The 12943-nt window shown below is 66.0% G+C and carries 10 protein-coding genes; 7 read left to right on the top strand and 3 right to left on the bottom strand.

Annotated elements, in window-relative coordinates:
- Positions 1-18 precede the first annotated feature (18 nt).
- The gene (locus R2733_18950) at positions 19-1509 is read right to left on the bottom strand and encodes a CYTH and CHAD domain-containing protein (protein ID MEZ5378591.1); all 1491 of its coding nucleotides are present in this window, start codon (positions 1507-1509) and stop codon (positions 19-21) included.
- Between the two features lie 112 nt (positions 1510-1621).
- On the opposite strand from R2733_18950, the gene R2733_18945 reads away from it, so the two are divergent.
- Together R2733_18945 and R2733_18940 are read left to right on the top strand one after the other, a co-directional pair.
- On the top strand, positions 1622-2128 hold the full coding sequence (locus tag R2733_18945; protein MEZ5378590.1) for an arsenate reductase ArsC: 507 nt from the start codon (positions 1622-1624) through the stop codon (positions 2126-2128).
- Positions 2125-2883 (top strand): MIP/aquaporin family protein, encoded by a 759-nt coding sequence (locus R2733_18940; protein ID MEZ5378589.1) that lies wholly within the window; start codon positions 2125-2127, stop codon positions 2881-2883. Before R2733_18945 ends, R2733_18940 begins: the two co-directional genes overlap by 4 nt.
- 27 nt (positions 2884-2910) lie before the next feature.
- Here R2733_18940 and R2733_18935 read toward each other — a convergent pair whose 3' ends face one another.
- Positions 2911-4848, bottom strand: coding sequence for a hypothetical protein (locus R2733_18935; protein MEZ5378588.1), 1938 nt, complete (start codon positions 4846-4848; stop codon positions 2911-2913).
- Positions 4849-4955: 107 nt separating this feature from the next.
- Here R2733_18935 and R2733_18930 point away from each other — a divergent pair, with 107 nt between their 5' ends.
- From R2733_18930 to R2733_18910, 5 genes are all read left to right on the top strand, one after another.
- Entirely contained in the window at positions 4956-6317 is a 1362-nt protein-coding gene (locus R2733_18930; protein ID MEZ5378587.1) for a right-handed parallel beta-helix repeat-containing protein, read from the top strand.
- Between the two features lie 130 nt (positions 6318-6447).
- Entirely contained in the window at positions 6448-8124 is a 1677-nt protein-coding gene (gene boxC / locus R2733_18925; GenBank protein MEZ5378586.1) for a 2,3-epoxybenzoyl-CoA dihydrolase, read from the top strand.
- Between the two features lie 2 nt (positions 8125-8126).
- Complete coding sequence (boxB, locus tag R2733_18920) at positions 8127-9548, top strand: benzoyl-CoA 2,3-epoxidase subunit BoxB (GenBank protein MEZ5378585.1); 1422 nt, start codon at positions 8127-8129, stop codon at positions 9546-9548.
- Between the two features lie 39 nt (positions 9549-9587).
- Positions 9588-11132, top strand: a complete 1545-nt coding sequence (locus tag R2733_18915; protein ID MEZ5378584.1) for a benzoate-CoA ligase family protein — start codon at positions 9588-9590, stop codon at positions 11130-11132.
- 21 nt (positions 11133-11153) lie between these two features.
- Positions 11154-12032: a PaaX family transcriptional regulator C-terminal domain-containing protein gene (locus R2733_18910; protein ID MEZ5378583.1), complete on the top strand. Its 879-nt coding sequence runs from the start codon at positions 11154-11156 to the stop codon at positions 12030-12032.
- 9 nt (positions 12033-12041) lie between these two features.
- Here the strand turns inward: R2733_18910 and R2733_18905 are convergent, their stop codons facing one another.
- A complete protein-coding gene (locus R2733_18905) occupies positions 12042-12842 on the bottom strand; it encodes an alpha/beta hydrolase (GenBank protein ID MEZ5378582.1) in 801 nt (266 codons plus the stop codon).
- Positions 12843-12943: the final 101 nt, after the last annotated feature.

Here is a 12943-nt window from a genome sequence, read left to right as displayed (position 1 = left end):
GCTCGGCCTCGCCCTCGTTCAGTCGACCTTCATCCAGTCGGTTCGGCGCCGCATCGCGTCATAGCTGTCCCGCCATTCCGTTGCGCTCGCGATGGCATGGGATCGCAGCTGCTGCGCGAGCCGACCGGCAGCGAAGGCTCCAGCGGCATCCAGGTCGGTCGCCGCTGCCAGCTCCAACCACTCGGCTGCCACCACACTGTCGTGGAGCTCACCGAGGACGTCCTGGATAGCTGCGGCAGACGATGCGAACTTCCTCGCCTTCTTGCCGACGGCCGGTGCCACCGCCTCGGCCGCGTATCTCACGCGCTTGGCGAGAATCCTCAGCTCGTGGAGTTCGACCTCGGCTGGCGGATCACTCAGCCCGCGAACCTCGGATCGCAACGCCCGCCAGCTGGACTTCATCAGCGGAGGGAGCACTTGCGATGCCACACGCTTCCGCGCCCGCTTGCGCAATCGGGGATCGTTCGCTACCTGCACACAGTGGTCGTACAGGGTGATCGCGCGCTCGTCGGCGAGGTGTCCGACGAGGACATCGCGCTTGCGAACGTTCTCGGCCGCGAGACGTCCGAGGATGTCTGCTCCACGAGCCTGATCGATCTCGGGGTTGGCCGCCAGCGCAGCGGCCAGGTGCAGCTGGAGGACATCGCTGTCTCGTACCGCTCCCAACTCGTCGGCGAGCCAAGAGAGCTCTCGCCGAAGCTCCCGGGCCCACTCCTTGTCGAGCAGCGGGGCGAAGGTGCGCAGGTCGGACCGGAGGCGACGGGTCGCCACTCTGGCTTGATGGACACCCTCGGGATCGACTCCGAGCCGGGCCGCCGGGATCTGCGTGATCAATCGTTGTACCGACGCGGCAATCGCAGCGTGGATCACGTCGGCTGCCGTTGGCTGCTTGGGCAGCTCGATCCTCACGACGTCGGGTGGCGCGGACGCTTCGTCACCCAGGAGACGAACGAGCTTCGGTACGGCCGGACGAGGATCGGCAAGACCGAGCGACTCGACGATGACCGCCATGGTGTCGGGATCGCCTCCGGGGCCGAGTTCGAACTCGATCTCGCGGAACCGTCGATCACCGTTGCGGCCTCGACCCGCGACATGATCGTCGACGAGTTCGCCCACGACAACGCCATCGGTAGAGGTCCAGGTCCACGTTGTTCGCATAGTCTCGAGCTGAGCGACGTCGTGAAGAACCTGGTGGCGGGCGAACGGAGCGACCAGCGCGGCAACCTCGTCTGGTACAGACTCCGGGTCGCCTTCGATGTGCAGCTCTGACCGGTCCAGCACCGAACCGGACAACGGCCGTTGCCGCGGAAGCTTGACGGTCCACCCCTCGCCGTCGCGCCAACGAACGGTCACACCCCACCGCGCCAGTCGCAGGTCATCGGTGTCGAAGTACTCATCGTGGATCGGCGAGGTGCGCCGAGCCGACAGCGTTCCTCCAGGGACCACGAGTCGATCCGGTCGCAGCTCGAACCCCTCCTCGACAACGGCCTTCCACTCGAGCTCTCGCACGAACACAACGTAGGCGACCTCGCTGGCCGCACAACAGGGCACCTAGACCCTCCCAGGAACCCGAAATGTCACCCGGTATTCACTCAGTGCTTGTTGACTCGATTTTAGCTGAGTGGATAAATGGTTCGAGAACTCACGAGCAACCCAGGTCGCGAAAGGCCGTCGCCATGGATCCCAACAGCACCGAACCAGCAAGCGGAGAACTCGCGGGCCCGGCAAACCGGCCGTCCTCTTTCTTTGCGTCCACAACGCCGGGCGCTCGCAGATGGCTGCCGGCTGGCTCCGCCAACTCGCCGGCGACCGAGTCGAGGTGTTCTCCGGCGGCTCGGATCCAGGCGCCGAGACGAACGCCAACGCGATCGAGGCCATGGGTGAGGTCGGCATCGACATCTCATCCGAATACCCCAAACCGTGGACCGATGAGATCGCACGTGCCGCCGACGTGATCGTCAGCATGGGTTGCGGAGACGCCTGCCCCATCTTCCCAGGGAAGCGATACGAGGACTGGGAGCTCACCGACCCATCCGGTCAACCGATCGAGGTCGTGCGCGAGATCCGAGACGACATCGGCCAACGAGTGCAAGTGTTGCTGGCAACTCTCGTAGCCTCGGCGGCATGACGACCACCGGGCGACGTCCCGACACCCAATCGTCCTCCACCGCGGCCGGCCCGCGTTGGCAGCCCAGCTGGTCCAAGCTGATCGCCGAGTTCGTCGGCACGGCCTTTCTGCTCGCCGGTGTCGTCGGGTCAGGCATCATGGCGACCAACCTCACCGACGATGTCGGCCTCCAGTTGCTGCAGAATGCGTTCGCCACTGCCGGCGTGCTCATTGCCCTCATCCTCTCGCTCGGCCCGGCCTCGGGTGCACACTTCAACCCCGCCGTCACGCTGGCCGACCGGATGCTCGGCGGCATCGATACGCCCACCGCCATGGCGTACGTGGTGGCGCAGATCACCGGGGGCGCCGTCGGCGTCATGTCCGCCAATCTGATGTTCGACCTCGACGTGGTCAACTGGTCGACCAAGGACCGCTCGGCTGGCAATCTCGTGTTCGCCGAGGCCGTTGCGACCATCGGCCTCCTCCTCGTGATCTTCGGTGTGGTGCGGTCCGGGAAGTCATCGGTGGCGGCGTTCGCCGTCGGCGGCTACATCGCCGGGGCGTACTACTTCACGTCGTCGACGAGTTTCGCCAACCCGGCGGTCACCATCGCTCGGACGATGAGCGACTCGTTCGCGGGGATCGAGCCGGCGTCGGCTCCGGCGTTCATCGCCTCTCAGCTCGTTGCGACGGCGATCGCCGTTGCGCTCATCAAGGTCATCTACCCCGATATCGGCGATGTTGCCGACCAGGCGGTCGTGCCCCACGACACCTGATGATCAGCGGGCGAAGCGCCGACTCACTCAGTGGTGCAGCCCGTTGAGCTCGGACCAGCGAAGCAGCGATCCGACCTCGCCGTCGACTGCCACGATCTCGAGACGCTCGTGGTCGACCTGCGAACGACCCATGGTGGCATACCTCCGAGGATCGCCCACGACGGCCGAGCGGTGCCCCGCTGCGTCGGTGGACATCGGGCAACACACGAACAACGCCCAATCTCGTGAGTCGAGGTCGACATCGATGCTCGCCGCCGGTTGCGCCGTGCGGTTCCGCCAGTCGTACACGAGCGCCTCAGGACCGATCCCGAGCTCGGCGAGATCGAACGAATCGGTGATGTGCTGTGCTTCGGCTGCGGTATTGATCGCAACGAGGTACACCCACTCGCCGCTCGACGCGGACGCCCAGCACAGGGAGTTGCCGTCCACTCCGGCGGTGGCGAAGCTCCGGTCGGTCAGCGTGATCGCATCGTCGGGGCCGACCAGGCGTCCATCGGATCGACACACCCTGGCGACCACATCGACGTCGGTCCGCCCGATGCGGTCGCCAATACCGACAACTCCGCCCGACATCGCAGCGAGCAAGGCTTCCAACTCGGCATGCGGATCGCCGTCGATCCCTCCCGAGGGCGCGCCATCCGGAGGCGTCGAGCTGAAGAAACAGTCCTTGAAGACACGCAGTTCGAGTGCGTTCGCCATCGAGTTGACGGTCAGATACCACACCCACAGCAGCGCAGGGTCGGCGGCGAATCGGTAGTCGTCCGATGTCCGTACGGCGATCACCTGCTCCAACTCGACCGAGGCGGCGAAGTCGCCGGGAAGGGCCATGCACCACAGAAGGTGGAGTCCCGTCGCAGCTGCCGCATCGTCGAGCCCTCGCTGCCAGTCCATCACGCGCCCTGGCACCGCACGCATGTCCCGGACACCGAAGAAGGTGACCATCATCCAGTCTTGCTCGATGCAGGTCGCACCCCAGGAGGCCGCATCGTCGAACCAGCGCCGGAAGAAGGCCGGGTCGACAGGGTGAGCGGCGCGATCGACCCACCATTCACCTTGTTCGAGATAGGGCGATGAGGGCGAGATGTGGCGGCTGTGCAACACGAGCGGCCGGTCGCCGAGCTCGGCTCGCAGGCCGCCGACCCCGCCCGGTAGAACGTCGGCTCTGGGGGTCCATGACAACATCCCGGTGGGCGGTACCTCTTCCAGATAACCGACTTCGGCGACCGGTCGGCTGATCTCGTGCGGATAGAACCACGAGTCGAGTTCCACGGAGCGGACCGACACACCGAGCTCGTCGAGCTCGGCCACCTTCCCCTGCAGCGTCGAGGTCAGATCGGCCCCCGGCTCGGTTCGGTACCAATACGCCGCACCGTTGTCGGTCCAGTACGACAGATGGGTGAGCAGCGGATCGACATCGCTGCCAGGCCGTTGCGTTCCGGCGGCGGTTCGGATGGTTCCACCCCACCGATCGAACACCTCGCGAATCGACGTGCCGGTGAAGATCCCGAGTTCGGCCCTGAACCCCGCCGGCACGTCGGCGAGGTCGCCGTGCCAGCCCCAACGGAAGCCCGCAATGGCGTCGTCTTGGTCGACGGCGATCACCTGCTCGTGCCAGGCGCCGAGCGGAGCGAGGAGTTCGACCCGGCCGTCGTCGCTCATCAGCACGAGCGGCATGACGGCTGCCGGAGAGCTCAGGTTGGCGGCGGGTCGGAAGTCGAAACGCCCGCCCGGCGCAACGCGAACGGGCAGGGCGAACTGCGTGTAGGCGAACCCGACGAACGAGACGTTGTCGGCCGCCAACTCCCCCACGCCAAATGACGCGGCGACCGTTGGGTTGGCGAACCGGCCACTGGCAATACCCACGAGTGGTTGGGTGGCTTCGAGCACGAGCCGGTCACCCTGGTCGGCGAAGTGAACACCGTCGAAATCGGGAGGAGTGAGTGGGCCGAGGATGCGATCGATCACGGGCGCATTGTTGCAGCTCATTGCACTGACCGAACGTTCGCGCCGACCGATGGGCTTGATCGGCCCGACCCCTGCCCTCGCCTTCCGGCCCGCTACCTTGGTCGGTCGTGGCGGAACCAAAACGACAGCGGACGATTGCGACCTTGGGCTTGGTCGCCACCATTGCGGCGACCGTCCTCGTCCTCGTCCTACGCGCAAGCGGGACCGACACCAACGACGACACCCAGAGCCCACCCAGCACAGCGTCCGCCGAGGAGTCCGCCGAGGTCTCGACCGCTCCCGCCGTCGATGGTGATCCTGACGGCTCGCCGACCGAAGCCGTCCCGGCCCCCTGCATCGAGATCGAGGCGCCCGCGAGTGACCTCGCCGCAGTGGTGAGCAACGCACCGGAGGGCGCCTGTTTCGAGCTGGCCGTCGGCACGTACGACTTCTTCTCGGTCAAGCCGAAGAACGGCATGTCCTTCACCGGTGTCGACCGCGACCAGGTGATCGTCGACGGCTCCGGCCACGAGACCGCGTTCTTCGGCGAGGCGGCCGACGTCACCATCTCGACGATGACGCTGCGCAACTTCGACGATCCTGCCGGCACCTTCCCCCAACCGCAGGCACCGATCCGTGGCTCCACCATGCTGTGGCCGCCCGCCGACGGGACCGGGCTCGCGTCCGGCTGGTACATCGAGAACATCGTCGCCCACGGCAATGTGGCATCGGGTGTCGTGGTCGGACACGGGTTCACCGTCGTCGACTCGGAGTTCTACGACAACGGGGTCAACGGGATCTCGGGCGGCAACTTCAACGGTGCCCTGATTGCCCGGAACACGATCTACGGCAATGGCGCCGACGCAGCAAGCGGCCAGGGCGCCAACGGCGGTGGCATCAAGCTCGCGCACAACCTCGGCGATCAGCCGGTCATGATCACCGACAACGTCGTCTACGACAACAACATGACCGGCATTTGGTGCGACCTGCAGTGCAACAACGTCACCATCTCGAACAACACCGTGAGCGATCAGCCCGATCACGGCATCCTCTACGAGATCTCGTCTGACGGCCTGATCGAGAACAACACGATCGTGAACTCGGGCTCCGACACCCGGTGGGGCAAAGACTGGAGTGGTGGGTGCATCACCGTCGCCGAGTCCGAGCGTGTGGTGGTCACCGGCAACACGCTGCGCCACTGCGACGGTGCCATCGTGTTGCAGCAGACGCCTCGGCCCCAGAGCCACGAGACCTGGCTGGCCGAGCGCTACGCCGACGGTTCGGTCACCACCGACCGCTTGGCGAACATCACGGTCACCGGCAACGAGATCGTCGACTCCAACGGGTTCGGGATCAGCGAGGCGCCGGGCTCCGACGGCCAAGTCGACTACGACTCCATCGTGTTCGAGTCGAACACCATCACCCAGGGCATCGGCTTCCCCCACGACACCCTGTTCTGGTCAAAGGGCGTCAGCACCCCTGCTTCCTGACGGTCCCTCCACCTCTACCCACGCAACAATCGTTCTACAAGTGATTGACGTGTCGACCTCATTGTGTAGATAATGAGGTCCACGCAAGATGTGACCACCATCACATCTTCCCGCGCCCAAGGGGGACCGCATGGCAGACACCAACGATCCGTGGGTCGACTTCTCGACGCACCCCGATCGCTACCGACACTGGCGGCTTCGTTTCGATGGCGAGGTCGCCACGCTCGAGCTGGCCATCGACCCCGACGGCGGGCTTCGTGACGACTACGAGCTCAAGATGAACTCGTACGACCTCGGCGTCGACATCGAACTGAACGACGCCGTGCAGCGGCTGAGGTTCGAACACCCCGAGGTGAAGGCCGTCGTCGTGACCGGCGGCATCGAGCGCATGTTCTGCGCAGGCGCCAACATCCGGATGCTCGCCGGCTCCTCGCATGGCCACAAGGTCAATTTCTGCAAGTTCACGAACGAGACTCGCAACTCGATCGAGGACGCCACGGCCAATAGTGGACAGACGTGGATCGCAGCGGTGAACGGCACGGCAGCGGGTGGCGGCTACGAGCTCGCACTGGCGTGCGACGAGATCCTGCTCGTCGACGACCGCTCGTCGGCCGTGTCGCTCCCTGAGGTCCCACTGCTCGCCGTGCTCCCGGGGACAGGCGGGCTCACCCGAGTCGTCGACAAGCGCCACGTACGACGAGACCTCGCCGACGCGTTCAGCACGCGCAACGAGGGCGTGCGAGGCCAGACCGCCGTCGACTGGGGTCTGGTCGACGCCATTGCTCCCGCCAGCGAGTTCGCCGCGCTCACGGCGGAGCGCGCCGCTGCCCGCTCGAACGAGTCTGACCGCCCGTGCGACGCTGCGGGCGTGATCCTGGAGCCGCTCGACCGCGTGATCGGCGACGACTCCATCACCTACTCATACGTGGCAGTCGTGATCGACCGCTCGATCGGTACCGCCACCATCACCGTGGCTGCGCCTTCGGTGCCGCAACCATCCACCGGCGAGGAACTGGTCGCCGCCGGGTGTGCGAGCTGGCTGCTCGCCGTTGCGCGAGAACTCGACGACGCCGTCTTGCACCTGCGCTTCAATGAGCCTGAGGTCGGCACCTGGGTCTTCGAGACCACCGGTTCCGGAGACGCAGTGGCCGCTGCCGAAGCACCCTTCACCGTCGACGGCGACCACTGGTTCGTCCGGGAGGTCCGGTTGCTCTGGGCCAGGGTGTTGAAGCGATTGGACGTCTCGGCCCGCACGCTCGTCGCCACCGTGGTCCCAGGGAGCGCCTTCGTCGGCATCCTCGCCGAGCTGCTCTTGGCCGCCGACCGCAGCTACATGCTGGAAGGCACCTGGGAGGACGACGACGATCCACCACCCGCTGCCACCATCCGACTCACCGGCGCGAGCCTCGGCTGGTTCCCCATGTCGAACGGCATCTCCCGACTGCAGACCCGGTTCTGGGGACGATCCGACGCACTCGAAGCTGTGCTCGACGTGGCCGGCAAGGACCTGACTGCGGCCGATGCGTCGGCGGCCGAACTCGTCACCTTCACGCCCGACGATCTCGACTGGGACGACGAGGTGCGCCTGATGCTCGAAGAGCGCAACAGCTTCTCGCCCGACGCCCTGACCGGTATGGAGGCGAACTTCCGTTTCGTCGGCCCGGAAACCATGGAGACCAAGATCTTCTCCCGGCTGACCGCTTGGCAGAACTGGATCTTCCAGCGCCCGAACGCCGTCGGTCCCGACGGAGCGCTGCAGCGCTTCGGCACCGGCACCCGTCCGTCCTACGACCCGAAGCGAGTGTGACCATGACCAGCATCACCGTCGACATCGACGCCAAGATCCCGAACAACGTCGATCTCAAAGGCGACCGGCGACTGCAACGAGCGCTCGAGTCGTGGCAGCCCAAGTTCATCCGATGGTGGGAAGAGCTCGGGCCTGCCGCCTTCAAGGACAACCCCGTCTTCTTGCGCACGGCGATCGATGTCGGGCAGCAGGGATGGGCGAACTTCGGACACGTGTCGATGCCCGACTACCGCTGGGGCGTCTTCCTCGCCGAACCCGAACCCGACCGCAAGATCGCGTTCGGCGAACACAAGGGCCAGGACGTGTGGCAGGAGGTGCCCGGTGAATACCGCTCCGACCTTCGTCGTCTCATCGTGGTGCAGGGCGACACCGAGCCCGCCTCGGTCGAACAGCAGCGCCAGCTGAGCCTGACGGCCCCTTCGCTCTACGACATGCGCAACCTCTTCCAGGTCAACGTCGAGGAGGGCCGTCACCTGTGGGCGATGGTCTACCTGCTGCACCGCTATTTCGGGAAGGACGGCCGTGATGAGGCCGACGCCATGCTCGAGCGCCACTCGGGCGACCCCGACAATCCCCGCATCCTCGGCGCGTTCAACGAGGAGACACCGGACTGGCTGTCGTTCTTCTTCTTCACCTACTTCACCGATCGAGACGGCAAGTACCAGCTCGCCTCCATGCGGGAATCGGCCTTCGACCCGCTGAGCCGCACCTGTGACTTCATGCTCAAGGAAGAGGCCCACCACATGTTCGTCGGCGCCACCGGCATCGCCCGAGTGATCGGTCGCACGCTCGAGTTGATGCAGCAGCACGACACCGACGACGTGCAACCTCACGGCGGCATCAACCTCGACGTGCTGCAGAAGTACCTCAACTTCCACTACTCGGTCAGCCTCGACCTCTTCGGAGCAGAGACCTCCACCAACGCAGCCAACTACTTCTCGGCCGGTCTCAAGGGGCGCTTCCACGAGGAGCAACGAGACGACGATCATCGTCTCGACACGTTGTACCGCGCCGTGCCGGAGATGACCGACACCGGAATCGGCGAGCGCGAGGTCACCCAGCTGGCAGGGCTGAACGAGACCCTGCGTGAGGACTACACCGTCGACTGCCAGAAGGGCATCGATCGTTGGAACCGAGCACTGGCCGAAGCAGGTTCCGACGTCGAGCTGCGCCTCCCCCACATCGGCTTCCATCGCCAGGTCGGCACCTTCCGCGGCCACCACGTTGCCCCCGACGGAGCAATCGTGTCGACCGAGGAATGGGAGAAATCAAAGAATCGTTGGCTCCCGAGCGACGACGACCGCGCCCATGTCCAATCGCTGATGGTCGGTGTCACCGAGCCCGGCAAGATGGCGGGCTGGATCGCGCCCCCGACGTCGGGCATCAACCAGAAGCCCATCGACTACGACTACGTGCAAGTCTGAGCCGTGCTCGATCGAACACGATCGCAAGGGGGAACATCAATGACCGACGCACGCCGGCAGGCAGAAGCGCACAACGTGGCCACGTGGCTGGTCGACCGGCACGTCGACGAGGGCCGGGGCGATCGCGTTGCGATTCGCTGCGAGGGCGAGGACACCACCTACGTCGATCTGCTCGGCGAGCTCCATCGGGCGCAGCACGCGCTCGACCAGCTCGGTGTGAGCGAAGGCGACCGCGTCGCACTGATCCTCAACGACGACCTCGCCTTTCCCGCATGGTTCCTGGGGTCGCTGCGATCGGGCGTCGTGCCCATCCCACTGTCGACCATGCTCACCGGGCCAGAGCTCGGCACCATCATCGCCGATGCCGGAGCGAAACTCGTCGTCGCTCATGACGTCTACGCCACCACGATCGACGCGATCACCGATGCCGCCCCGTCGGTCACCGGCGTCGTGATCTGTGGCGACACCGGCTCGGAGGTTCATCACCATTGGTCGGGTTTCACGAACCGCTCGCCCTACGCTGCCGCCGACACCAACGTGATGTCGCCGGCCTTCTGGCTCTACAGCAGCGGCACGACGGGAACGCCGAAGGGTGTGATGCACGTACACGGCAGCGTGCGTGCGACGGTCGAGACGTACGCAACGCAAGTATTGGAGATCACCGAGAACGATCGGTTCCTGTCGGTCGCCAAGTTGTTCTTCGCCTACGGGCTCGGCAACTCACTGACCTTCCCCCTGGCCGTCGGCGCAACGACTATTCTGAGCCCTCAGCGACCCACGCCCCCGTCGTTCCTGGAACTGATCGGAGCCGAGCGACCGACACTTTTCTTCGCCAGTCCCGGGTTCTGTGCGGCGCTGCTCGATGCATCACCGCGTCCCGAGACCTTTGCGTCGGTCCGGGCAACGGTCACGGCGGGAGAATCGCTGCCGGCCGACGTGCAGACTCGCTTCCAAGCGCTGACGGGTACCCCCGTCTGTGATGGCATCGGCTCGACCGAGCTGCTCCACATCTTCATCTCGAACACCCTCACCCACCAGACTCCGGGAAGTAGCGGTGTCCCGGTGCCGGGCTACGAGGTCCAGCTGCGAAGCGAGACCGATGAAGTGATCGATGACATCGACACCCCGGGCTATCTCTGGGTGCGCGGTCCTTCCGCTGCCGTTGGCTACCACGAACGCCCCGAAGTCAGCGCCGCAACCTTCCGCGAGGGGTGGGTTCGAACCGGCGATGTCTACACCCGCTCGAGCGATGGCGACTGGACGTTTCTCGGCCGGAACAACGACATGATCAAGGCCGGTGGCATCTGGGTGTCACCGGCCGAGGTCGAGAGCGCCCTCATCGAGCACCCTGATGTCCTCGAGGTGGCGGTGGTCGGCGCCCGCAACGACACCGGCCTCGAGGAGGTGGTGGCATTCGTCGTGCCGGCGACAGGAGCGACACCGGATCCGGCGCAGCTCGAGCTCCACTGCCGAGAACGAATGGCCGCGTTCAAGCGGCCCCGCCGCATCCTTGTGGTCGATGACCTACCAAAGACCGCAACCGGCAAGATCCAGCGCTACGCCCTGCGGGAGCGACTGGGATAGAGCTGGCGGGGAGAACAACCGATGAGCCCGACGCCACGCCGCACGACGGCGAACATCGCACCCGCAGCCGGCCGCCTGCCGGCGCAACGTGGCGGGGCCAAGGCCCTCGTACTCACGATGCTCGGCGAATACGTTCTCCCCGCTGGGGGCGAGGTCTGGACCGCCACGCTGGTCACTGCCGCCGACGCGCTCGGCATCGGCGAGAAGAACGCGAGACAGGCCGTGGCGAGGATCGGTGACCTCGGACTCATCGCCGGTACTCGCCATGGACGAGCCGTCCGCTGGTCGCTCACCCCGGACGGCCGCCGGCTCCTCGAATCCGGTGCTCGCCGCATCTACGGGTTCGGCCGCAATCAGGCCGACTGGGACGGGCGTTGGCTCTTGGCGCATTGTCCGGTTGCGGAGTCGCAGCGGTCGGTGCGAACACAGCTACGCAAGCGGCTCGGCTTTCTCGGGTTCGGCGAACTGGCGGCGAGCCTCCTGGTGTCTCCTCACGTCAGCCGGGAGGGCGAGTTGCGCATCGTGCTCGAAGAACTGGGCATCGCCGACGAGAGCACTGTGCTGCTGTCCACCACTGGAAGCAACGAGCGCGACATCGACCTCGTCCGCCGGGCCTGGTCACTCGACGAGATCGAAGCCGGCTACCGCACGTTCATCGACGACAGGGCGGATGAACAGCCGAGCGATGGGCCAGACCACTTCCGCGCACTGATCGAGTTGGTGCACGATTGGCGGCGGTTCCCGTTCACGGATCCCGAACTCCCAGCCGCACTCCTGCCGCCGACGTGGGCCGGCGAGGTCGCAACAACCGCCTTTCACGACCGGCACACGGCGTGGTCACCAATCGCGCAAGCCTGGTTTGCTGAGCTCGAAGCTGCGTCGGGTGTCGACGCTGCCTGATCCGGGGGCTCAGATCTCGGGCGTCTCGGATGTCGGGTCGGACGAGCGCTGAGCGTTGATGAAGTCCGCGACCACCTCGACCAGGCGTTTCGGTTGGGATCGATGGAGGAGGTGGCCGGCGTCGGGAAGGAAGGCGACCGCCGCGTTCTCGCCAATGGCGGCCGCCGTCGAGGAGGCGTGCTCGGGTGAGGCGTACTCGTCGTCGACGCCCTGAACGACGAGGGTCGGGCAGACGATGCTCGACAGGGAGGGCCGCATGTCCCAGTCGGCAAATGCCGAGCTCGTCCAGACCAGCGACCAGGCGTCGAACAGGGCATCGGGTTGGTCATGGAATCTCGCCAGTCGCGCCACGAGGTCATCGCGATTCGGGAGCGACGCCTCGATCGACTCGGCGATGATCGGTTCCATCCAGCTGTGGGCCGCCAACAACACCAGCGGCGCCGTCCTGGACGAACGCGACGCGTGGATCGCAGCGATGGACCCGCCGTCCGAGTGACCGACGAGCACCGGGTCGTCGATCCCCACGACCCGTAGCAGTTCGCCGAGGACGTCGGCTTCGCGGGCGAGCCAGTCCGCCGGCCAACCACCCGACGGCGTCGGTGTCGATCGCCCGTGGCCGGCACGGTCGTACGCCAGCACGGTGAGACCGGTCGCCGCTGCGAGGTCGGCGGGGAACTCGCGCCACTGCGCAATGGACCCGAGTCCGTCGTGCAACAGCACCAGTTGGGGCGCTCCGGCGCCCCAGACCCCGGTGTGCAGGATGGTGCCGGCGACCTCGATCACGCTCTCCGTCTGCGGTCCCGCTGCCAATCGCGTCTCCTGATCCTTCGCCGATCGATCCCCCACCGACACTACCCCGCACTCCCCCAGCAACTTTGGAGACTTCGTTCCGCTCACCGGTGTCAACTCGC

The sequence above is a fragment of the Acidimicrobiales bacterium genome (assembly GCA_041394265.1).
GTDB lineage: Bacteria > Actinomycetota > Acidimicrobiia > Acidimicrobiales > SZUA-35 > JBBQUN01.
The sequence above is the reverse complement of the archived record's forward strand: the minus strand, read 5'-3'. Positions and strand labels throughout refer to the sequence as shown.

What these genes read in the sequence shown, in the direction of transcription:
- R2733_18940 (MEZ5378589.1), top strand. Translation starts at nt 2,125, where the DNA reads ATGACGACCACCGGGCGACGTCCCGACACCCAATCGTCCTCCACCGCG.
- boxC (MEZ5378586.1), top strand. Translation starts at nt 6,448, where the DNA reads ATGGCAGACACCAACGATCCGTGGGTCGACTTCTCGACGCACCCCGAT.
- boxB (MEZ5378585.1), top strand. Translation starts at nt 8,127, where the DNA reads ATGACCAGCATCACCGTCGACATCGACGCCAAGATCCCGAACAACGTC.
- R2733_18915 (MEZ5378584.1), top strand. Translation starts at nt 9,588, where the DNA reads ATGACCGACGCACGCCGGCAGGCAGAAGCGCACAACGTGGCCACGTGG.
- R2733_18910 (MEZ5378583.1), top strand. Translation starts at nt 11,154, where the DNA reads ATGAGCCCGACGCCACGCCGCACGACGGCGAACATCGCACCCGCAGCC.